Consider the following 21540-nt stretch of genomic DNA (forward strand, 5'->3'; position numbering starts at 1 on the left):
CGGGAAGGTGCTGGGAGGCGGCTGTGAGCCAGATGAAGCCGTACCTTACGATCATCGGGTGCCGAGCCTGACCGGAGTCCCGATCCAGATCATCGCCAGCCTGCTGGCGATCGCCGCCTTCGCCGCCACCATGTGGCTCTGGCCCCGGCTGGGCGGCCGGAGCTGGCGGGCGTGGCTCGGGCGGCTGGGGGCGTTCTTCGGGACGCAGATCGTGGTGCTGGCCGCGATGGGGCTGGTCGCCAACTCGTACTTCGGCTTCTACTCGACCTGGAGCGACCTGCTCGGCCTGGACGGCAGCCCGGGCACCGTGGTGAACCACGAGCCGGGCGGCAAGGCCGTCTCGGTGACCGGCGAGCAGAAGATGTACTCCTCGCAGGGCTCCGCACAGGACCGCTCCGGCGTGATCCAGAAGGTCGAGATCCGCGGCGAGCACTCCGGGCTGACCGGTACCCCGGCGTACGTGTACCTGCCGCCGCAGTACTTCCAGCCGGCCTACGCGGGGACGAAGTTCCCGATGCTGCTCGCGCTGTCCGGCTACCCGGGCACGGCGGAGAAGCTGATCTCGCTGCTCCAGTACCCGGCGTCCACGCTGAAGGCGATCGAGGCCAAGGAGATGCCGCCGACGGTGCTGGTGATGATGCGGCCCACCCTGGTCGCCAACCGCGACACCGAGTGCATGGACGTGCCGAACGGCCCGCAGGCGGAGACCTTCTTCACCGAGGACCTGCCGAAGGCGATGTCCGCCGCCTACCGGATCGACGACCGGCCCGAGGCTCGCGCGGTGATCGGCGACTCCACCGGCGGCTACTGCGCCGTCAAGTTCGCGATGCGCAAGCCGGATTCGTACCGGGCGGCGATCGCACTGTCCGGCTACTACGAGGTCCACAACGACCCGACCACCGGCGACCTGTTCGGCGGCAGCGCCGAGGTCAAGCAGGACAACGACCTGCTGTGGCGGCTCCAGAACAAGCCCGCACCGCCGGTCTCGCTGCTGCTCGCCACCAGCCGCAACGAGGAGAACTACCCGGCGACGCAGCAGATGATCGGCGCGTTCAAGGCCCCGACCCAGCTGTCCACCATCACCCTGGACACCGGCGGCCACAACTTCCACACCTGGACCCGGGAGATCCCCCCGGCCCTCACCTGGCTCGGCAGCCGGCTCCCGCAGCCGGCTGCCGCCGCGAGCTGACGAACCGTGGGCTGCGCGGAGATTGCGGCCCGCTCGTAGTCGGGCCTCATCGGGTTCTCGGGCACGCCACCCCACGTGTCTCCCATGACCACGTCCGGTTCCGTTCCTCCGACCAGCGAGCCGTGGCCCGACGCCGCGACCCCCCGAGGGGGGACGCGAACGGCCTCGGGTCATTCCACGCCGGTCGACAACTGCCGCGTCAGCCGCCGCACAGCGACAGCATGGTCTTCTTGTCGGCGGGCGTCACCGGCAGCTGGTACTTCAGCGAGACCTGCGCCCAGCGGATCGCGTAGGAGCAGTGCACCTCGGTGTTGGCGGGCAGCCAACTGGCGGGGCCGGAGTCGCCCTTGGAGGCGTTCTGCGAGCCGTCCGCCGGGATCAGGTTCAGCGGGTCGTTGGCAATCTGCACCCGCTTGGGCTTCTCCCACTGCGAGGCGCCCTGCTGCCAGTCGTAGGACAGCGGCATCACGTGGTCTATCTGTATCTTCGACGCCTGCTGCTTGTTCCAGTCCACCGTCTTGCCGGTGTACGGGTCCCAGATCGTCATTCCGGTGACGACGCACTCGGAGCCGTCCTTGTGCTCCACCTTCTGCCCGTCCCGGGCCAGCATGTCGTCGCGGGTGGCGCAGCCGTTGTGGCCCATCGGGACGCCGTCCACATTGTCCGTCCACGGCGGGCCGAACTGGTCGCGGTCGTAGCCGGTCTTCGGACCCGCGTCGGCAGTCTTGACCTTTCCGATCAGATCCCGCCCCGCCTTGCGGTCCGCGTCGCTGGTGACGGGCGCCAGGCCGGGCTTGGTGCCGTCCGGGTTCTGCAGCGGGTTGGTGCCCTTGGAGGCGGACTGGGCCGACTGGGGCTTCGAACTGCCGGTTGTCGATGCCTTGTTGGCACTGGTGCACGCGCCGAGGGCGAGCGATCCGAGCAACAGGGCGGCGACTATGACGGGACGGCGGGATCGCACGGTATTCCTCTGCGGGTGGGCGAGTCTGACGGCCCACCAGAAGACCAGCCGGTCAAGCAGGGGTCAAGGCGACCACGCCGCAGCATGACACACCTCACAATCCGGGCAAAACCTGTCCGTACGAAGGATTCGCCGAGGCCCGGGGGCGGGGGCGCAGACTGGCGGTATGACGGAATTGCGGGTGCCGGCCCTGGTGCTGGCGGCGGGCGGCGGGTCCCGGCTGGGCGGGCGGCCCAAGGCGCTGCTGCGCCACCGGGGGCGCACGCTGCTGGAGCACACGCTGCTGGCGGCGCGGGACGGCGGGTGCGACGAAACCGTGGCGGTGCTGGGCGCGGCGGCGGCGGAGGTCCGGTCGCGGGTCGACACCGGCGACTGCGTGCTGGTCGACAATCCCGCCTGGCCCACCGGGCTTTCCTCTTCTCTGCGCGCGGGCCTGGCCGCGCTGCCGGCCGGGGCGAGTGCGGTGCTGGTGCTGCTGGTGGACACCCCGGGCGTCACGGCCGAGGCGGTGCGCAGGCTGCTGGCGTCGCACGCCCGGCGCACGGATCTGGCGGCGTGCGCCTACCACGGGCGCCGGGCGCACCCGGTCCTGATCGGCGCGGCGCACTTTCCCGAGCTGCTGGCCACTTCGACCGGCGATGCGGGCGCCCGCGCCCTGCTGTCCTCCCATCCGGTCGCCCTGGTGGACTGCACCGGCGTGGCCGCCCCCGACGACCTGGACACCCCGGCGGATCTGGCCCGATGGCACATCAGTTGACGGTTCGTCAGCCCGTCTGCACCTTTTCCCCGCCTCAACTGCGGTGCAGGATTGCCTCATTCCGCACCGGGCCGGAGCCCGATCGGCGAGGATGGATGGCATCCCTGCCAGCTCGACCCAGACGGACGGTGCCCACCATGCCGCTGCCCGAGGACGCCGCAGATCCGGCCCGGTTCTCCCCCGGTTCGCCGTCGGGGGCCAGCCAACTGCGCTGCCCGGCCTGCCGTCGCGAGCACCGCTACGAGCCGCCGAGCCTGCCCTGCCCGTGCGGCGCGCAGCTGCGGGTGCCGCTGCTGCGCGGCGGGGTGCCGGTGCAGGTGCGGTTCCGCTCCTGGGAGGACTCCTGGGTGAGCATGCGCTGCCCGCACTGCGGGCGCAACGACCAGTGGCCGCAGCCGGAGTTCACCTGCGACTGCGGGGCGACGGTGCGGATGCCGGTGGACCGGGCGCCGAAGCTGCAGAGCGCGGGCCCGCGGGCGACCCGTCCGGCCGAGGCGGCCCGCCCGTACACCACGGCGGTGCCGCCGCTCTCCCCGCCGGACCCGCTCGCGGCCGGTTCGGGCCCGGCCCGGGCGCTGCGCCCGCCGTTCCGCCCGCAGCCGGTGCGCACCCCGCAGGACGCGGTGCTGACGGCGGCCCGCTACTTGCAGTGGCTGGGCTTCGACGACCTGGAGCTGACCACCAGCCAGGAGCGCGACTCGACCAGTCTGCTGGGCGGCCGGATGGTGGCCCGGGTGGACACCTGGACGGAGCCGGCCGACGTCAAGGCGGTGGAGTGCCTGTGGCTGGAGACCCTGCACAGTGAGCAGGTCGCGGCGGCGATGTTCACCGTCTCCGGCTACTCCCGGCAGGCCATGGTGCGCGGCGAACAGCTGCTGGTGGCCCTCTTCACGCTGGACGCGGCGGGCATCCCGCAGCCTTCGAACGGCGCGGCCGAGGCGCTGATGGAGACCGGCTGGACGTCCTGACACGCCGTCACGCCACCGTCACCCGGAAGCACGTCTTCCGGATTTCCTCACGCTCGTGATCTGGTGCACAAGCTCCTACGCGTGTTGAATTGCCGCCACGACGCGGGCCCTTGGGGATTGGGGAGGGCCGGCTGGTCGCTGCATGGCGCGCACAAGGAGGTGGCGTTGTCGGTGCACGGGACTGCCCCGGGGGGCATGGCGGACGTCGTCTGGCGGCTACGGTCGCGGGGCTGCTGGCAGGAGGCGGCGGACCTGCTCCGCCCGCAGGCCGGCCGGGATCCGACGGCGGCGCTCCAGCGGGCCGAACTGCTGATCGAGCAGTGCCTGTTCACCGCGGACCACTGGGAGCGCGCGGAGGACGCCCTGCGCCAGGCGGAAGCCTCGGTCGCCGGCAGCGAGCACCGCGCGGCGGCCTCCTGCGCACGCGGCTACCTGGCGTACGTGGCCAGCGTGTTGAACCGCCGGGACCGGCTGGACGAGGCACAGGCCGCGCTGGGCCGCACCTCGGCGCTGCTGCCGCCGAAGGCACCGGGCCGGCCACTGCTGGACTTCCGGCGCGGGCTGGTCGCGGAGAACCTGCTGCACGATCCGGCGGCGGCGCACAGTGCGTACACCCGGGCGCACGAGGGGGCCAGGGAGCGCGGCGACGACCTGCTGCGCTCCTCGACCTGGTGCCACCTGGCGGGGCTGGCAGCGGCAGCGGGCGATCCGGAGCGGGCCCGGGAGGGTTTCGGCGCGGCATTGAAGCTGCGTGAACAACTCGGGTTCACGGTGGGGGTGGCGCCGGCCCTGGCCTCGCTGGCGGAGGTGTCGGAACCGGCCGAGGCGGAACGGCTGCGCGCCGAGGCGTCCCGGCTGGTCCAGGCGCTCGGCGGGGTGCCGGTGTGGCTGGCGCGGCGGCTGGGCCGGGCCCCGGCGAGGGCGGCGGAGCCGGAAGACGGCACTGTGCACGACCCGCGGCACGGCATCAGCTAAGGTGAGCCTTACCTGTCCGGGGCGAGCAGTGGCCCGGACAGGTCCACCGTGCCGTGCCCGGGCCCCGCTCCCGGGGTACCACCCAGGGAGCCCGCGTGACCGCGCACCAGGTCGAGCAGTTCCCCGCACCGACCGCCGCCGACTCCCAGGTGTTGCACGGGAGTTGGCGGCGCCTCACCGAGGTCTTCCCGGGCCTGCGGATCCACCCGGCCGCCCCGCGCACCGGCGCCGGCTGGACCACCGCCGCCGCCCTCGCCACCGACCCGGCCGCCCTCGACGCGACGATCGCCTTCGACGAACGCCTCGGCCTCGAGCTGTACGGCGCCCCCACCCGCCCGGACGTCACCGCCGGCTTCAGCCTGCACCGCTACGCCTGGCCGGCCGCCCTCGCCTTCACCCTGCCGTGGTTCCTCGAGCGCCGCGTCCCGGTGCTCCCGGTCGAACGCGTCTCGATCAACCGCGCCACCGGCGAACTCACCGCCCGCCCGACCGCCCTCCACTGCCTGCCTGACGACCCCGCGGCCGACCGTCCGAACGCCCTGGTCGTCCCGGACCGCCCGGCCCTCGACGCCGCACTGCGCACCGCGCTCGCCGACCATCTCGCGCCGGTGCTCCACGCTTTCCGCCCCCGCGTGCGACGCGGCCCGCGCACCCTCTGGGCGCTCGCCACCGACGACGTGGTGAACGGCCTCTGGTACCTCGCCACCCTGCTCGACGAGGAGCCCCGGGCCGTGGCCGAACTGACCACCCTGCTGACCGCCGACGCCTCCTCGGCCCCGTTCGTCGGCCCGCCCGGCTTCCGCGAGGAGGGCGGACACCGCACCAGGACCAGGGTCGGCTGCTGCCTGTTCTACACGGTCCGGCCGGCCGAACCCTGTTTCAGCTGCCCCCGCAGCAAATAGCTCCGACAATATTTTGATCTGATTCCGAAATTCCCCCCAATTGGTGTTTTGCTCGCGATCCGGTCATGATTCCCCGCATATCTCCGCCATGATGGTTCCCCTCAATCACGATGCGGAAAGCGAGGCTTGATCAGCTCATGAGACTGTCGGACATACCGCTGGGCTGGGTCGTCGCCGGCGCAGCCGCCCTCGTGGGCGCCGTCGCCCTGCTGGCCTTCGCCCGCAGCCGCTCGGCCGCAGCCACCAACACCGGCAATTCGGACTCCTGGGAACGCGCCGAGGAACGCCGCCGCCGCACCGAATCCCTCTACGGGGGCGCCTCCTACTTACTGCTTTTCTGCTGCGCCGCGGTCGCCGCCGCGCTCTCCTTCCACGGACTGGTCGGCTTCGGCGTCCAGAACCTCGGCCTCTCCGGCGGCTGGGAGTACCTGGTCCCGTTCGGCCTCGACGGGGCCGCCATGTTCTGCTCGGTCCTCGCCGTCCGGGAGGCCAGCCACGGCGATGCGGCACTCGGCTCCCGCCTCCTGGTGTGGCTGTTCGCCGCGGCCTCCGCCTGGTTCAACTGGGTGCACGCCCCCCGCGGCTTCGGCCACGACGGCGCACCCCAGTTCTTCGCCGGCATGTCGCTGTCGGCCGCCGTCCTGTTCGACCGCGCCCTCAAGCAGACCCGGGTCGCCGCCCTGCGCGAGCAGGGGCTGGTCCCGCGACCGCTCCCGCAGATCCGCGTGGTCCGCTGGCTGCGCGCCCCGCGCGAAACCTACGCCGCATGGTCGCTGATGCTCCTCGAAGGCGTCCGCACCCTGGACGAGGCCGTCGAGGAGGTCCGCGACGACAAGCGCACCTCGGCGGAGAACCGGGAACGCCGCAGGATGGCCTCCCGCCGGGAACGCGCCGAGATCCGCGCCATCGGCCGCCAGCCCGGCACCAGTTGGCGCACCCGCCACACCCGCCAACTCGAACCCGCCCCCACCACCCCCACCCCGACGGAGCCCGCCATAGCCCCCGCCGGCCTCCCCGCCACACCCGCCCACCGCAGCATCGACCTCACCCCGGACGAGGACACCACGAGACTCGCTTCGCTCGAACAGAAGCTCAAGGACCTGGAGCAGCAGTTCGGCTGAGGAGAACGGACGGAGCCCCGACAGGGGCCCGGGGAACGGCGGGGCCGAGTCTGCTGGCGATCAACAGGGCGCTGAAAGGTTCCGCCGTTTCTGGTCCCCGCTCTGACCCCAAGCAGTCCCGACCACTCGCAGCCCGGCCTCGCCGTTCCCCGAGCCCCTGAATACTCAGCTGCTCAACTCGAACCACATCCGCTTGCCCGAGCCGCGAGGCTCAACCCCCCACGCATCGGCCAAGCCCTCGACCAGCATCAACCCACGCCCGGACGACGCCTGTTCGCCGGGCGTGCGGCGTGTCGGCCAGAGATCGCTCTCGTCCTCGACCTCGACCCGCAGCCGCGCCCGCCCGTCCTCCTGGTAGAGCCGCGCAGTGAACATCGCGTCCCGGTCCGTGTGCCGAATCGCGTTCGTCACGAGCTCGGACGACAACAGCTCGGCGGTGTCGATGAGTTCGGGCACCCCCCAGCGCCGCAACGCGTCCCGCAGCTCCGCCCGGAGTTCGGAGATCCGCGCCAGGTCCGCCTGCCCGATCCTGCGCCGCAACTGCTGCGCGGCGCGGCCGCCCGCGGGCCCGTCCCAGCGCAGCAGCAACAGCGCGATGTCGTCCTCGCGTTCGCTGGTGTCGGCGGCCTGCGAGGCGATCCGGTCGGCGAGTTCCTCCAGTGGCTCGCGTGGGGATTCGTCGATCGGGGGGAGGTGTTCCGAGACGGTGTCGCAGAGGCGGGCGAACCCGGTGTCGAGGTCCATGTCGCGGGCTTCGACCAGGCCGTCGGTGAACAGCAGCACGGTCTCCCCGGGGTCGAGGCTGAACCGGGTCACCCGGTACTCCTCGTCGGGCGCGACGCCGAGCGGCAGCCCGCCCGCCACCGGAACGGGGTGGGTGCTGCCGTCGGCGCGGCGCACCACGGGGTCGAGGTGGCCGGCCCGGACGGCGTAGACCACGCCGTAGTCGACGTTGACCTCGGCGTAGGTGCAGGTCGCGAAGTGGTCGGTGTCGAGGTCCGCCAGGAAGCGCGACGCCCGGGCCATCACGGCGGCCGGCGGGTGCCCTTCGGCCGCGTAGGCGCGCAGCGCGATACGGAGTTGGCCCATGATGCCGGCGGCGTGCACGTCGTGGCCCTGGACGTCGCCGATGACCAGGCCGACGTGGCCGCCGGGCAGCGGGACGACGTCGTACCAGTCGCCGCCGATCTGGAGGCCGGAGCCGGCCGCGAGGTAGCGGACGGCGGTGGTGACGCCGGGGACGGCGGGGACGGTGCGGGGCAGCATGACGCGCTGGAGGCCGGCGGCGAGTTCGTGTTCGGCGTCGTGCAGGCGGGCCCGGGCGAGGGACTGGGCGACCAGTCCGCCGAGGGTGGAGAGCAGGGTGCGTTCGTCGGGGTCGAGTTCGCGGTCGTCGTCGAAGGAGACCACGCAGACGCCGGTGGGGCGGCCGCTGGCGACCAGCGGGAGGAACGCCCAGGAGGAGCGTCCGCTGCTCTCGGCCCAGTCCCAGGCCTCGGGGTAGCGCTCGCGGTACTCCTCGCGGCTGGAGACGAAGATCGGGGCGCGCTGCCGGACCGCCTCGGCGGCGGGGTGGGTGGGCGCGAGCGGGATGCGGTCGAACTGGGCGTCGAGGGTACTGCGGTAGCCGCTGGAGCCGAGCACGGCGATCCGGCCGCCTTCGAGCGAGGCGAGGGCGAGTCCGTCGGGGCCGAGGCCGGGCAGCGGAAGTTCGGTGAAGACCCGGGTGACGTCGCGGACGGTGACGGCATCGGAGAGGGCGCGGGCGGCTTCCTTGATGAACCGGGAGCGTTCCTCGCGCAGCACGGCGAGTTCGTCGGCGCGTTCGCGTTTGTGGAGTTCGACGGTGGCGTCCCAGACGAAGCCGACCATCCGCGAGGGGCGGCCGAAGGCGTCGGCGAGGACCCGGCCTCGGAAACGCACGGCGTGCAGTTCGCCGTCGGGGAAGACGGTGCGGTAGTAGGCGCCGCACTGGCCGAGTTCGGCGACGGCCCGTTCGACCCGGCGGCGCACCACGGGGGCGTCCTCGGGGTGCAGCAGGGCGAGGAAGGCGCCGGAGCTGCGGTCGAACTGCTGGCCGGCCAGGCCCAGGATGGTGCAGGCGCGCCGGTCGCCGACCAGGGTGTCGCGCCGGATGTCCCAGTCGAAGGAGCCGATGCCGTTGGCGGCCATCGCCGGTTCGAGCCACTCGGGGGTGGAGTCCCCGGTGCGGGTGGGCAGGCCCCGGGCGGTGGACGGCACGGCGCGGCCGGCGGCGGTGCGCAGCGGGTTCGCGGGAGTGCTGTTCCGGGTGGCCTGGGCGGGCGGGGTGCGGCGGGCGGGCCCAGGCGCCTCGGGCTCGGTGGCCATGCTTCTCCTGCCGGATGCCTTGCCTGGCGGCCGCTGGTTTCCGTGTCCCCTGTTGGGCCGGCCGGACCGCGATGGTTGCGTGTGCCTACTGGCACACATTCTCACTACCCTCTCGTATGTTCGGCAAGGCGGCAATGCCGGTGACCTGCGCGGTACTGATCGCACACGATCCCGCCGGAGAATCCTCACCCGAACGGCCCACCCGGGTGGCCGGTCCGGAATTCCCCCCACCGGTTCGGGGCGGGCCCGCTCAGAGCACGGACAGCTCGAACCAGGTGACTTTTCCGTCCCCGCGCAACTGCACTCCCCAGTCGTCGGCGAGCGCCTCCACCAGCAGCAGGCCGCGCCCGGAGGTGGCGTCCTCGTTCGGGTGGCGGCGGCCGGGGAGGTGGCTGGTGCGGTCGTGCACCTCGACCCGCAGGCGCTGTTCGGCGGTGAACTGGGCGTCGAACTCGGCGCCCTTGCCGGTGTGCACCAGCGCGTTGGTGACCAGTTCGGAGGTCAGCAGCTCGGCGGTGTCGGCAAGTTCCGGCACACCCCAGTGGTCGAGCGCGGCCCGCAGCCGGCGCCGGACGGTGCTGACGGCGGGCAGGTCCGCCGCCTCCAGGGAGGCGTGCAGCCGGCGGTGCAGGGCACACTCCGGCTGGTGCACCGGGGCCGGACCCTGCGGCTTCGCCGCCGGCTGTGACTGAATCTGTGCGGGCCCCTGCCGGTCCGTCTGCTCCCGGCGCGAGGCCGAGCGCTGCCGCGGGAACCTTGCCTGACCGTCCATCAACTTCTTCAGCCCCCGCCCTCGTTCCGGACGGCCGCTCCGGTCCCCCACCGGCCCGGCGGCCACTTCTGGTCATCCTCATGCCCACTCGGCGGCGTTTGCAACAGTGATCCGCCCCTACGCCCGTGGTGAACGGTGCGCAAGGGCGTGCGCGGGCACGCGGGTGAGCCGGGGGCGCTCGCCCGGGCCGGGGCCCCGGTTCACCCGCGTGCCCGTTCGGCGTCAGGAGATCCGCCGGCCCTGGTCGGCGCCGTTGGTGCAGTCCCACAGCCGGGCGGGCGCGGCGTTGCCGGTGCGCCGGTCGGCGATCTCCGGGCCGGTGCGTCGGCTCGTCCCCGGCGCGATCCTCGCCCGCCCCGATCATCGATTCCGATCCTTGCCGACCACTTCCGCACAGCTCCTCCCCACTTCTCCCACACCCCTCCCGTGCGCCTGCGGGGCGTCCCGGGCCCGCGGCCGGACGCTGGACATGGCGGGCAGCCGCGGGTTCAATGGGGCCCGACGCGTTTGAACGTCGTTCTAAACTCTTCACCGACCACCCTCCGTCCACCCTCGACGAGCGAGGCACCGTGCGACTGACTCCCACCGAACGGGACCGGCTGCTGATCTTCACCGCGGCCGAGTTGGCCCGCGCCCGACGGGCGCGCGGCGTGCGATTGAACGTGCCGGAGGCGACGGCGCTGATCGCCGACACCGTCTGCGAGGCGGCCCGCGACGGCCGCCGTCTGGCCGAGGCGATCGAGGCCGGCCGCACCGTGCTGAGCGCCGCCGACGTGCTGCCGGGCGTGCCGGACGTGGTGACGGTCGTCCAGGTGGAGGCGGTGTTCGAGGACGGGACGCGCCTGGCAGTGGTCAACGACCCGTTCCGCGGCGCGGGTTCGCTGGGCGACGGGGCCCCGGGCGCGGCGCTGCCGGGCGCCGGCGCGGGCTACGACCCGGTGGAGGAGGCGCTGCTGCTGCCGGTGCACAACACCGCCTCGGTGCCGATCTCGGTGACCTCGCACTTCCACTTCTTCGAGTCCAACCCGCGCCTGGCCTTCGACCGCGCCGCCGCGTACGGGATGCACCTGGCGGTGCCGGCGGGTTCCTCGGTGCGCTTCGACCCGGGCAGCACCGTCGAGGTCGGCCTGGTGCCGATCGGCGGCGAGCGGGTCGCGATCGGATTCGCCGGGCTGGTGGACGGGCCGCTGGACGCGCCGGGCGCGAAGGACGCGGCGCTGGCCAAGGCCCGGGCGACCGGCTACCTGACCGAGTTCGACGACACGGAGCCCGCGCAGTGACCGCCAACGCCCGCCGCACCAGGAAGGATCACCACGCATGAGTGCTATCACCCCGCACGACTACATCTCGGTGCACGGCCCGCGGGCCGGCGACCGGGTCCGGCTCGGCGACTCGGGGCTGATCGTCCGGGTCGAGTCGGACTCGCAGGCCCCGGGCGACGAGTTCCTCGCCGGGTTCGGCAAGACCGCCCGGGACGGGCTGCACCTGAAGCCGGCCGCGGTCCGCGAGACCTGCGACGTGGTGATCTCCAACGTGCTGGTGATCGACGCGGTGCAGGGCATCCGGAAGACCTCGATCGGCATCCGGGGCGGCCGGATCTCGGCGATCGGCCGGGCCGGCAACCCCGACACCCTGGACGGCGTGGAGGTGGTGGTCGGCACCGGCACCACGATCGTCTCCGGCGAGGGCCTGATCGCCACCGCGGGCGCCATCGACACCCACGTCCACCTGCTGTCGCCGCGGATCATGGAGGCCTCGCTGGCCTCCGGCGTGACCACCATCATCGGCCAGGAGTTCGGCCCGGTCTGGGGCGTCGGCGTCAACTCGCCGTGGGCGCTGCGGCACGCGTTCAACTCCTTCGACGCCTGGCCGGTCAACATCGGCTTCCTGGGCCGCGGTTCGTCCTCCGACCCGGCTCCGCTGGTGGAGGCGCTCGCCGAGGGCGGCGCGTCCGGCTTCAAGGTGCACGAGGACATGGGCGCGCACACCCGGGCGCTGGACACCGCGCTGCGGGTCGCCGAGGAGTACGACGTCCAAGTTGCCCTGCACACCGACGGGTTGAACGAATGCCTGTCGGTGGAGGACACCCTCGCGGTGCTGGAGGGCCGCACCATCCACGCCTTCCACATCGAGGGCTGCGGCGGCGGCCACGTGCCGAACGTGCTGAAGATGGCGGGCGTGCCGAACGTGATCGGCTCCTCCACCAACCCGACCCTGCCGTTCGGCCGGGACGCGCTGGGCGAGCACTACGACATGATCGTCTCCGCCCACGACCTCAAGCCCGACCTGCCGGGCGACGCCGCGATGGCCCGCGACCGGATCCGGGCCGGCACGATGGGCGCCGAGGACGTGCTGCACGACCTCGGGGTCATCGGCATCACCTCCTCCGACGCCCAGGGCATGGGCCGGGCCGGCGAGACGGTGCGCCGCACCTTCGCGATGGCCGGCAAGATGAAGGCCGAACTCGGCCCGCTGGACGGCACCGGCTCGTACGGCACCGCCGAGGGCGGCGACGACAACGAGCGGGTGCTGCGCTACATCGCCAAGCTGACCATCAACCCGGCCATCGCCCACGGCCTCTCCCACGAGGTCGGCTCGATCGAGGTCGACAAGCTGGCCGACATCGTGCTGTGGCGGCCGGACCACTTCGGCGCCAAGCCGCAGCTGGTACTGAAGGCCGGTTTCCCCGCGTACGGCGTGGTCGGCGACCCGAACGCCTCCACCGACCGGTGCGAACCCCTGGTGCTGGGGCCGCAGTTCGGCGCGCACGGCGCCACCGCCGCGGACCTCTCGGTGGCGTTCGTCGCCCAAGCCGCCGCCGATTCCGCCTACTTGGACGTCGCGGGCGACCAACTGCCCACCCGCAGGCGGCGGGTGGGAGTGCGCGGCACCCGGGGCATCGGCCCGCGCTCGATGCTGCGCAACGGCCGGCTCGGACAGGTCGACGTCTCGGCGACCGGCCTGGTCTCGCTGGACGGCGAGCCGCTGCGCTCCGCGCCCGCCGACTCGGTCTCCCTCAGCCGCCTGTACTTCCTGTGAACTCCCCTCACTTTCCTAGGACTTGATTCCTCATGACCTCCCCCACCCCCGCCTCGCTCGGCTTCCGGATGCCCGCCGAATGGCACCCGCACGAGCGCACCTGGATGGCCTTCCCGACCCCGAACCCGACCTTCGACGGAGCGGAGCAGCTGGACGCGGCCCGCCGCGCCTGGGCCGAGGTCGCCAACACGATCGTCCGCCACGAGCCGGTCACCCTGGTCGTCAACACCGGCGAGACCGAGGCCGCCCGCCCCTATCTCTCCCCCGACGTGGAGATCGTCGAGCGCCCGCTGGACGACGCCTGGATGCGCGACATCGGCCCGTCCTTCCTGATCGACGGCGAAGGTCAACTGGCCGCCGCCGACTGGGTGTTCAACGGCTGGGGCGCCCAGTCCTGGGCCCGCTGGGACAACGACCAGCACATCGCCGAACACGTCACCGAGCTGGCCGGCGTGCGGCGCTTCGCCTCCCGTCTGATCAACGAGGGCGGCGGCATCCACGTCGACGGCGAGGGCACCGTCCTGGTCACCGACACCGTCCAGCTCGGCGAGGGCCGCAACGCCGACTGGACCCGCGAGCAGGTCGAGGCCGAACTGCACGCGCACCTCGGCACCACCAAGGCGATCTGGCTGCCGCGCGGACTGACCCGCGACTACGACGAGTTCGGCACCCGCGGCCACATCGACATCGTCGCCTCGTTCGTCCGCCCCGGCACCGTCGTCGTGCACTCCCAGCCCGACCCGGCGCACCCCGACCACGCGGTCTGCCAGGAGCTCGCCGGGATCCTCCGCTCCGCCACCGACGCCCGGGGCCGCAGCCTGGAGGTCATCGAACTCCCGGCCCCCACCGTCCTGTTCGACGAGGACGGCGAGCCCGTCGACTACTCCTACATCAACCACTACGTGGCCAACGGCGTCGTCGTCCTGTGCGCCTTCGACGACCCGCGCGACGAGCAGGCCAAGGCCATCCTGGAGAAGGCGTACCCCGGCCGGACCGTCGAACTGGTCGACGCCCGCGAGATCTTCGCCAACGGCGGCGGCATCCACTGCATCACCCAGCAGCAGCCGAAGGCCTGACGCCTCCTCACGCATCGAACGGCCGGTCAGTGGTGGAGCCGACGCTCCGTCACCGACCGGCCGTCCGGTCGCCGGTGAACTCCTGCGAACGATCTCCGGTATTCGGCCTCGGAACGCGCGTCACTGGTTAGCATGCCCGTGCGGCGCCAGGGGGGCGCCCGCCCAGCATTGGGGGATCCACGCATGCGCATTCGCGCGAAGGGGCTCACCGCCCTGCTCCTCGGCTCGCTGCTCGCCGTCGGCGCCACCGCCGCACCGCAGGCCGGCGCCGGCACCATCCCGGCCGCCACCACCGCCTCGACCCGAGGCCTGGAGATCGGCATCCCGGCCTACAGCTTCCCGGACTACCCGATGTTGCTGAACGTCCAGGCCACCACGCCCGCGCCGTCCGTCGTCATCCTCAACCCGGGCAGCGGCGAAGCCCCGTTCGCCGCCGACTGGCAGGCCCGCGCCGACGCGCTGCGCGCCAAGACCACCGCCACCGGCGAGCACACCAAGGTGATCGGCTACGTGCACACCGAAGCCACCGGGCGCGACCGGGACGCCGTACTCAAGGACGTCCGCAACTACCTGGTCACCCCGGACGGCAAGCTGCACGTCGACGGCATCTTCTTCGACACCAGCAGCCGCAACTGCGGCGTCAACAACGTCGAACGCGACTTCTACCTCGACCTGCGCCACCAGGTCCAGGCGCTCGTCCACTCGATCGACCCGACCGTGCAGGAACTGGTGGTGAACAACCCCGGCACCGCCGTCCAGGACTGCTTCCTGGAGCCCGGCAAGCGCACCGCCGACACCTTCGTCACCTTCGAAGGCACCTACGACAACTACATCAACCACTACCTGGGCGGGAACGTCTTCAACCTGACCGCCGGCTACTACCCCGGCGCCGGGTTCGACCCCGACGGCACCTCCTACTGGCACCTGATCCACGCCACGCCCAACGCCACCGCCATGAAGACCGCCCTCAGCACCGCGTTCACCCGCGGCGCCGGGTACGCGTACGCCACCGACGACGTCGAACTCAACCCGTGGGACGCCACCCCCGCCTGGGGCTTCGGCGCGGAGACCTCGTACGCCGCCACCATCGGCTGACCTCCCGGCCGGGCCCACCCCTTCGTCGACAGGAGGGGCGGGCCCAGCCGCGCCGGGGTGTCATGGAGGCATGACACCCCCCACGCTCGACGAACTCACCGACGAACTGCTGCGCCTCGCCCCCGGACTGGACCGCGAACAGGCCGCCGCCGTCCTCCGCAAGGCCTACCGGGCCGGCCTCGACCACGGCCGGCAGGAGACCGCCGAAGGACGCGAACACAGCGGCTGGTGACCCCCGGCCGCACCCCCGCCCCGCCCCGTACGGGAAACTGGACGCCGGACAGCCAGCAACGAGGAGAGCGGATGGCCCCGCCACGCACCCGCCGCCCGGCCCGCCCGCGGGAAGAGGTGTACGCGGCCGCCCGCGCCGCCATCGCCGAACACGGCCTCGCCCGCCTCACCATGGCCGGCCTCGGCCAGCAGCTCGGCATGAGCGCCGGACACCTGCTCTACTACTTCGGCAGCAAGGACCAGCTCCTGCTGGAGACCCTCCGCTGGAGCGAGGCCCAGCTCGGCGAACGCCGCACCCGCGAACTCGCCCGCCACGACCTGCCGGTACTCGAACGGCTCGCCCGCTACATCGACCTCTACCTGCCCGAAGGCCCCGGCGACCCCCGCTGGATCCTGTGGATCGAGGTGTGGAGCCGCTCCCCCGGCACCGCGGAACTCCGCCAGGGCCAGCCCGACATCGAGACCCCCTGGCAGAACGACCTCACCGCACTCATCACCGAGGGCCTCACCACCGGCGTCCTCACAACCGTCGCCGACACCCCCGCTCCCGCTCGCGCCACCCAGCTCCGCGCCCTCCTCGACGGCCTCGCCATCCCCCTCGCCATCGGCCTCCCCGCCACCACCCGCCCCCAGGCCACCGCCCACGCCACCTCCGCCGCCCACGCCCTCCTCGGCGTCCCGGCGAAGGCGGCGGAGTAGCGGAGCAGCGGTCGGACGGGCGCGACGGCTTCGGCACGGGCCGACGGAAAACGACCGGCACAGGCCCGGCCACCGGCGGCGTGCCACGGGCAACCGGCCACCGGCCGTTGGGCACCGGGCCGCCGACGAACGCAAGCGGCAGGGCGTTCACGATCGGATGCCGCGCCACACCGGGCAACCACCGCCCCACCCGGCGCAGCCACCGCTCACCACCCGCAGGCCACCCGCGCACCCGGCCGACCCGGTCCGGCACGAAACCGGAAGCACCGACGGGCACCCGCAGCGGCCCGACGACGGGCACCGGCCGGGACAGACCCACCGCCACCGGCCGGGCCTCACCGCGCCACCCGTCGAAGCCACCGCTCACCACCCGCAGGCCACCCGCGCACCCGGCCGACCCGGCCCGGCACGAAACCGGAAGCACCGACGGGCACCCGCAGCGGCCCGGCGACGGGCACCGGCCGGAACAGACCCACCGCCACCGGCCGGGCCTCACCAAGCCACCCGGCTACCACTCCTCCGGACGAAGCCCGCACGACGCCAACGGGCGCGCGCAGCGAGGCGGCGACGGGCACCGGCCGGAACAGACCCACCGCCACCGGCCGGGCCTCACCGAGCCACCCGGCGAAGCCGCCGCTCACCACCCGCAGGCCACCCGCGCACCCGGCCGACCCGGTCCGGCACGAAACCGGAAGCGCCGACGGGCACCCCTGGCGGCCCGGCGACGGGCACCGGCCAGGACAGACCCACCGCCACCAGCCGGGCCTCACCGCGCCACCCGGCTACCACTCCTCCGGACGAAGCCCGCACGACGCCAACGGGCGCGCGCAGCGAGGCGGCGACGGGCACCGGCCCGAACGGACCCACCGGGTCCAGCCTGGCCGCACCGGATCCCCGTGCGGCTGCCGCCCGGGGCGGAGCCCCCGTCGCGGGCGTCACTCCGTCCAGACCGCCACCGCCGTGCGGTCGTCGGCGTAGCCCTTGGCGCGGACCTGGATCTGGCGGAGGAAGTCGACGGTGCCCGGCGGGTGCGGGTGCGCCCAGTGGCTGGACAGGAAGTGCGCGACGGCCGGCTCCTCGGCGATCGGGTCGGCGAGGCCCGGGGTGCACAGCAGCAGGATGTCGCCGGAGGTGGCCGGCACCAGGCGGAACCGGAACGGGCGCGGCGCCTGCCGCGCGGCCGGGGGCAACGGGGGCTGGCCGTCCGGGTGGTGGAGCAGCCGGGCCGCGTACGCGTCGATCCAGTGCCCCGACCGCAGCAGGTACAGCCCGCCCGGGCCGGTGCCGAACGCGGCCCGGTGGGTGGCCGCCGGGTCGGTGGACATCAGCAGGCAGTGCAGCGAGGCGGTCTCCTCCGCCGGCGTCTCCTGAAGGGCTTCCGGCTCGGCCCCCTCCGGCACCGCGTTCTCGGCGTCGCCGCGCAGCCGGGCCGCCGCCTGGAGCGCGATCCGCTGCAGGCCGTACCGCAGCCTGTCACGGGCGCCGGCCCGCAGGTCGGCGGCGAGTTCGGCGCGGCTGCGCCCGATCGCGACGGCCAACTGCCGGGCCGCGTCCGCCGCCGCGGCGGAACCCGACGCGGCGGCGGCCCGCCGCGCCGGGCCCGCGAGCACCGTCAGCACCAGCCCGTCCTCGGCCTCCCCGAACCGGACGGTGAGCAGCGCGTCGCGCCGCGGCTCGCCCCGGTAGCGGGCGGAGTCGCCGCGGATCGACACGGCCCGCAGCGTGGTCGCCGCGAACTGGGCGCCGTCGATGGCCGTGTCCGGCACGATGCCGGCCAGCCCGTCCGGGTCGGTGACCGGCAGCGCGGTCGGCTCGGCGGCGTACGTCGGCGGCCGCTCCCCGACATGCGGCACCGCCGGCGCCTCCGGCCCGCGCCAGGGCGCGCCGCGCTCCGACGGCGGGGCCACTGCGGCATCCGGCTCCGCGACGGCCTCGGGCTCCACCGGGGCCTCGGGTACCGCGACCGCCACCGCGACCGCCACCGGGGCCGGCTCCGGCTCCGGCTCCGGCTCCGCAACGGCGGGCGGTTCGGCGGGCGGTTCGGTGGGCGGTTCGGTGGGGTGCGGCTGGTGCGGCTGCTCGGCCGGTGCGTCGTCGTCGGTCGGGCGGATCTCGGGCCAGGCGGCCTCGGCCCAGCTGCGCAGGGACGGCTCCGGGTGCGCCACCGCGTCCACGGGGGTGTGCTCGGTGGCGGGCCCGTCCTGGGTGTCGAAGAGGCCGACGGCGGAGGTGAACCATTCGTCCACGGACGAGGTGTCGGCGACGGCGTCGGGAGTGTCGGGGAGGGTGCCGGCGGGGCCCGCGTAGACGGTGTGCCACCAGGCGTCGTCGGGTCGGCTCGGCCCGGGTGCGCCCTGCTCGTTCAACTGACGGCTCCTGATTGATCCGTGGAATAGCCGGACGTCAAGTCATTCTTCCGAAGCACAACGACGGTGTCCGGGAATCGGAACATCGCACCGACGCCGGGGTGGGGTTCCGGCCACTGCCGGTCGAAATGAGCCGGAGCGATGGGCCGCGCGGGGGAAATTCGGAGCCCAAGAGGGGCATCGCTTCACCCGATCGGCTGATTAATATGTGCGCATGACCGCGCCAGGACTTCGCACTCGACCCCGGGAAGGGACCGCGTACGCGGTATTCCGCCCCGTGGCGATGCTGTGGTCCGTGCTGCTGGCCGCCCTGCTGGCGCTGCTGCCGTGCGCGGCGAACGCCCGCACGGCGAGCTCCGCGCCCCCCGCGCCCGTCACGTCCGTCCAGGCGGTGTCCACCGTCGTTCCGGCGGCGGCCGCCGTCTTCGCGGACCGGGACCGGGTCGGCGCACCGTCCGGACACCAGCACGCGCTGGCACCGGACGGCCCCGGCGTGCTCATCCTGTGCACCGCGGACGGCCCGGGCCGGGTGCCCGGTCACGGCTGTTCCAGTCACTCCTTCTGCGGCCCGGAGTCGCAGCTCCCGAACGCGCCCCCGCAGCCCGGCGCGGTCGTCCTGCCGCAGTTGGTGGCTCCCCCCGCGTCGCCCGCCGCCCCGGCGTGCGACGTCCGACCGGCGCCGCACCACGCGCCCGACCTGCACGTCCTCCAGGTTCACCGGTCCTGAGCGGAACCCACCGCCGACCCGTTTCCCCGACGAAGGGGCGGTCGGCGGCTCCGCTGCCCCAACCCCACCGCAGACCGCCGTGAACCGCACGGCGGGGACAAGGACATCACTCATGGGTTCCGCCTACAAGCAGCCCCGGCAGGGAAGCAAGTCCGCGCAGCAGGCCGACCGCCGGGCCCGGATCGCCGAGCTGCGCGCGATCGAGCAGCGCCGTGAGCGCCGCAACAAGATCCTCACCATCGCCCTCTCGGCCGGGCTGGTGCTCGCCATGGTCGGCGGCGGCACCTGGCTGGCGCTGGACGCCAAGAACAAGAAGAACCAGCAGACCGAGGCGGCGAAGTCGCCGATCGAGGGCGTCAAGACCTGGGACAACCTGTCCCGCACCCACGTCCAGACCGAGGTCAAGTACCCGCAGACCCCGCCGGTCGGCGGCGACCACAACCCGGTCTGGGCGACCTGCATGGGCACCGTCTACGACCAGCCGGTGAAGAACGAGAACGCGGTGCACTCCCTGGAGCACGGCGCGGTCTGGGTCACCTACAACGGCAAGGCCAACCCCGATGACATCAAGGCGCTGAGCGAGAAGGTCAAGGCCACTCCCTACAGCCTGATGAGCCCCTACCCCGACGAGGAAGGCACCATCACGCTGAGCGCCTGGGGCACCCAGCTGATCGTCGACAACTCGAAGGACCCGCGGATCGACCAGTTCTTCACCAAGTACGTGCAGGGCCCGCAGACCCAGGAGCCCGGCGCCTCCTGCAGCTCGGGCGCGATGTGACCGCCGACCGGGAACCGTCGCAGCCCGCCACCGGTCGGCGCCGCCGCACCCTGTGGTGGCCCGCCGCGCTGGCGGCGGTCGTCGCGCTCGGCCTCGGCGTGCCCGCGCTGGTCTCCAGCAGCACCCCGGCGTCCGGGAGCTCCTCCTCCACCCCGAGCACCGACTCGGCGGAGGCCGGCTTCGCCCGCGACATGGCCACCCACCACCAGCAGGCGATCGACATGTCGTTCATCGTCCGCGACCGCACCCAGGACCAGGCGGTCCGCACCCTGGCGTTCGACATCATCAACACGCAGGCCAACCAGCGCGGCATGCTGATGGGCTACCTCGACCAGTGGGGCCTCACCCAAACCAGCGCGGCCAAGCCGATGACCTGGATGGGCCACACCTACGAGGCCCACGACGGCTCGCTCATGCCCGGCATGGCCACCAACGCCGACCTGGACAAACTCCGCACCCTCAGCGGCAAGGACGCCGAGGTGTTCTACCTCCAGCTGATGCTCGCCCACCACAGGGGCGGCGCGGACATGGCCCAGGCGTACGTGGACGCGGCGAAGAACGACGTCGAGAAGCGGCTCGCGCAGACCATGGTCAACGGCCAGAAGGCCGAGATCGACCTGATCACCACCATGCTCACGGAACGCGGCGCACCGCCGAGTTCCTGACGCCGTCAACCGCCCGCGAGGGGCGCCACCCGGAAACGCCCGGGCGGCGCCCCTCGCGCGATCCTGCGCGGCGCTGGGGTGGGGGCGGTCGCGGCACGGCACCGGCGGACGGTCGCGGCTGCGCGCCGGTGGGCGGTCGCGGCTGCGCGCCGGTGGGCGGTCGCGGTGGCGGAGCGGTGGGAGGTCTCGGCGGCGCGCCTGGCGGGCATTTCCAACAGTGCGCCAGTGGCGGCAGCGGCGCGTCGGCGGGCGGTCGCGGCGTGGCGGCAGCAGTCGGGCACTGCCATGCGCCCGGCGGGCGGTCCCGGCCGCATGCCGGTGACGATCCCGACATGGCGTCAGCCGACGGCCGCGGCAGCACACCGGCGGGCGTCCCCGACATGAGGTCGGCGGTCATTCTTGGCCATGTAGCGAGCGTTCCCGGCCGCGCGCCGGTGGGGCGTTCCCGACACGGCGTCAGCGGGCGAACCCGGCCATGCGCCGATGGGCGTTCCCGACGTGAGGTCGGCAGTCGTTCCTGGCAGCACGCCGATGGGCGTCCCCGGCACTGCACCTGGCGGGCGTACCGGCCGTACGTCTGTTTTTACCGGGGTGAAGTAGAACCATGGCCTCGGTCTGTTGGGGAGCCAGTGGTTCTTCGGTGAGTTTGGGAGCCAGTCGGTGTGATGGTGTGGAACATGCCGCTTTCGGAGTAATCGCGGTGGCTTGGGCTATTCGGCCGTCACGCTGTGCCTGTTGATCACGGTCCAGGTCAGGGAGACCGCTGGTGCACAGGTCACGTGAGTGGCTGTTCGAGAGGATTCGCCGGGCTCACCGCGAGCAGGGGCTGTCGGGGGGCGGGAGCTCGCGGCGCGGTTCAAGGTGTCGCGG

Annotated in this window: 19 protein-coding genes; 15 read left to right on the forward strand and 4 right to left on the reverse strand. The window is 73.1% G+C overall.

Annotated features, from left to right (window positions below; all coding sequences use genetic code 11):
- Positions 1-58 precede the first annotated feature (58 nt).
- Positions 59-1189 (forward strand): alpha/beta hydrolase, encoded by a 1131-nt coding sequence (locus ACGFWJ_RS12920; protein WP_392948426.1) that lies wholly within the window; start codon positions 59-61, stop codon positions 1187-1189.
- 199 nt (positions 1190-1388) lie between these two features.
- Here the strand turns inward: ACGFWJ_RS12920 and ACGFWJ_RS12925 are convergent, their stop codons facing one another.
- Positions 1389-2150: an HNH endonuclease family protein gene (locus ACGFWJ_RS12925; protein WP_392948428.1), complete on the reverse strand. Its 762-nt coding sequence runs from the start codon at positions 2148-2150 to the stop codon at positions 1389-1391.
- A 166-nt stretch (positions 2151-2316) separates the two neighbouring features.
- Between ACGFWJ_RS12925 and ACGFWJ_RS12930 the strand changes: the two genes are divergently transcribed.
- The 5 genes from ACGFWJ_RS12930 (at position 2317) to ACGFWJ_RS12950 (ending at position 6873) form a co-directional block, all read left to right on the forward strand.
- On the forward strand, positions 2317-2907 hold the full coding sequence (locus tag ACGFWJ_RS12930) for an NTP transferase domain-containing protein (RefSeq protein ID WP_392948431.1): 591 nt from the start codon (positions 2317-2319) through the stop codon (positions 2905-2907).
- Positions 2908-3044: 137 nt separating this feature from the next.
- Entirely contained in the window at positions 3045-3875 is an 831-nt protein-coding gene (locus ACGFWJ_RS12935; RefSeq protein ID WP_392948434.1) for a hypothetical protein, read from the forward strand.
- Between the two features lie 195 nt (positions 3876-4070).
- Entirely contained in the window at positions 4071-4850 is a 780-nt protein-coding gene (locus ACGFWJ_RS12940) for a hypothetical protein (RefSeq protein ID WP_392948436.1), read from the forward strand.
- A 95-nt stretch (positions 4851-4945) separates the two neighbouring features.
- The gene (locus tag ACGFWJ_RS12945; RefSeq protein ID WP_392948439.1) at positions 4946-5752 is read left to right on the forward strand and encodes an iron-sulfur protein; all 807 of its coding nucleotides are present in this window, start codon (positions 4946-4948) and stop codon (positions 5750-5752) included.
- 137 nt (positions 5753-5889) lie between these two features.
- Positions 5890-6873: a DUF2637 domain-containing protein gene (locus ACGFWJ_RS12950; protein WP_387645626.1), complete on the forward strand. Its 984-nt coding sequence runs from the start codon at positions 5890-5892 to the stop codon at positions 6871-6873.
- Positions 6874-7038: 165 nt separating this feature from the next.
- Here ACGFWJ_RS12950 and ACGFWJ_RS12955 read toward each other — a convergent pair whose 3' ends face one another.
- The gene (locus tag ACGFWJ_RS12955; RefSeq protein ID WP_392948442.1) at positions 7039-9222 is read right to left on the reverse strand and encodes a SpoIIE family protein phosphatase; all 2184 of its coding nucleotides are present in this window, start codon (positions 9220-9222) and stop codon (positions 7039-7041) included.
- 250 nt (positions 9223-9472) lie between these two features.
- On the reverse strand, positions 9473-9874 hold the full coding sequence (locus ACGFWJ_RS12960; protein WP_387645630.1) for an ATP-binding protein: 402 nt from the start codon (positions 9872-9874) through the stop codon (positions 9473-9475).
- A gap of 689 nt (positions 9875-10563) precedes the next feature.
- Between ACGFWJ_RS12960 and ureA the strand changes: the two genes are divergently transcribed.
- From ureA to ACGFWJ_RS12990, 6 genes are all read left to right on the forward strand, one after another.
- Positions 10564-11274, forward strand: a complete 711-nt coding sequence (gene ureA / locus ACGFWJ_RS12965) for an urease subunit gamma (protein WP_387863798.1) — start codon at positions 10564-10566, stop codon at positions 11272-11274.
- Positions 11275-11311: 37 nt separating this feature from the next.
- Entirely contained in the window at positions 11312-13033 is a 1722-nt protein-coding gene (locus tag ACGFWJ_RS12970; RefSeq protein ID WP_387645634.1) for an urease subunit alpha, read from the forward strand.
- A 32-nt stretch (positions 13034-13065) separates the two neighbouring features.
- Complete coding sequence (locus ACGFWJ_RS12975) at positions 13066-14109, forward strand: agmatine/peptidylarginine deiminase (RefSeq protein WP_387645637.1); 1044 nt, start codon at positions 13066-13068, stop codon at positions 14107-14109.
- 183 nt (positions 14110-14292) lie between these two features.
- Positions 14293-15204: a spherulation-specific family 4 protein gene (locus tag ACGFWJ_RS12980; RefSeq protein ID WP_392948446.1), complete on the forward strand. Its 912-nt coding sequence runs from the start codon at positions 14293-14295 to the stop codon at positions 15202-15204.
- 70 nt (positions 15205-15274) lie between these two features.
- Entirely contained in the window at positions 15275-15436 is a 162-nt protein-coding gene (locus tag ACGFWJ_RS12985) for a hypothetical protein (protein ID WP_392948448.1), read from the forward strand.
- Positions 15437-15507: 71 nt separating this feature from the next.
- Positions 15508-16134, forward strand: coding sequence for a TetR/AcrR family transcriptional regulator (locus ACGFWJ_RS12990; RefSeq protein WP_392948451.1), 627 nt, complete (start codon positions 15508-15510; stop codon positions 16132-16134).
- A 935-nt stretch (positions 16135-17069) separates the two neighbouring features.
- Here the strand turns inward: ACGFWJ_RS12990 and ACGFWJ_RS12995 are convergent.
- A complete protein-coding gene (locus ACGFWJ_RS12995) occupies positions 17070-18500 on the reverse strand; it encodes a hypothetical protein (RefSeq protein ID WP_392948454.1) in 1431 nt (476 codons plus the stop codon).
- Between the two features lie 277 nt (positions 18501-18777).
- Here ACGFWJ_RS12995 and ACGFWJ_RS13000 point away from each other — a divergent pair, with 277 nt between their 5' ends.
- The 3 genes from ACGFWJ_RS13000 (at position 18778) to ACGFWJ_RS13010 (ending at position 20670) form a co-directional block, all read left to right on the forward strand.
- Positions 18778-19227, forward strand: a complete 450-nt coding sequence (locus ACGFWJ_RS13000) for a hypothetical protein (protein WP_387863811.1) — start codon at positions 18778-18780, stop codon at positions 19225-19227.
- 112 nt (positions 19228-19339) lie between these two features.
- The gene (locus tag ACGFWJ_RS13005) at positions 19340-20005 is read left to right on the forward strand and encodes a DUF3105 domain-containing protein (protein ID WP_392948456.1); all 666 of its coding nucleotides are present in this window, start codon (positions 19340-19342) and stop codon (positions 20003-20005) included.
- Positions 20002-20670, forward strand: a complete 669-nt coding sequence (locus ACGFWJ_RS13010; protein ID WP_387863812.1) for a DUF305 domain-containing protein — start codon at positions 20002-20004, stop codon at positions 20668-20670. The genes ACGFWJ_RS13005 and ACGFWJ_RS13010 overlap by 4 nt, the downstream gene beginning before the upstream one ends.
- Positions 20671-21540: the final 870 nt, after the last annotated feature.

The sequence above is a fragment of the Kitasatospora sp. NPDC048407 genome, from assembly GCF_043200475.1.
Taxonomy (GTDB): Bacteria; Actinomycetota; Actinomycetes; order Streptomycetales; family Streptomycetaceae; genus Kitasatospora.

Excerpts from the sequence above, each read along its gene's own strand:
- ACGFWJ_RS12930 (WP_392948431.1), top strand. The coding sequence starts at position 2,317 with ATGACGGAATTGCGGGTGCCGGCCCTGGTGCTGGCGGCGGGCGGCGGG.
- ACGFWJ_RS12935 (WP_392948434.1), top strand. The coding sequence starts at position 3,045 with ATGCCGCTGCCCGAGGACGCCGCAGATCCGGCCCGGTTCTCCCCCGGT.
- ACGFWJ_RS12940 (WP_392948436.1), top strand. The coding sequence starts at position 4,071 with ATGGCGGACGTCGTCTGGCGGCTACGGTCGCGGGGCTGCTGGCAGGAG.
- ACGFWJ_RS12950 (WP_387645626.1), top strand. The coding sequence starts at position 5,890 with ATGAGACTGTCGGACATACCGCTGGGCTGGGTCGTCGCCGGCGCAGCC.
- ACGFWJ_RS12955 (WP_392948442.1), bottom strand. The coding sequence starts at position 9,222 with ATGGCCACCGAGCCCGAGGCGCCTGGGCCCGCCCGCCGCACCCCGCCC.
- ACGFWJ_RS12970 (WP_387645634.1), top strand. The coding sequence starts at position 11,312 with ATGAGTGCTATCACCCCGCACGACTACATCTCGGTGCACGGCCCGCGG.
- ACGFWJ_RS12975 (WP_387645637.1), top strand. The coding sequence starts at position 13,066 with ATGACCTCCCCCACCCCCGCCTCGCTCGGCTTCCGGATGCCCGCCGAA.
- ACGFWJ_RS12980 (WP_392948446.1), top strand. The coding sequence starts at position 14,293 with ATGCGCATTCGCGCGAAGGGGCTCACCGCCCTGCTCCTCGGCTCGCTG.
- ACGFWJ_RS12985 (WP_392948448.1), top strand. The coding sequence starts at position 15,275 with ATGACACCCCCCACGCTCGACGAACTCACCGACGAACTGCTGCGCCTC.
- ACGFWJ_RS12990 (WP_392948451.1), top strand. The coding sequence starts at position 15,508 with ATGGCCCCGCCACGCACCCGCCGCCCGGCCCGCCCGCGGGAAGAGGTG.
- ACGFWJ_RS13005 (WP_392948456.1), top strand. The coding sequence starts at position 19,340 with ATGGGTTCCGCCTACAAGCAGCCCCGGCAGGGAAGCAAGTCCGCGCAG.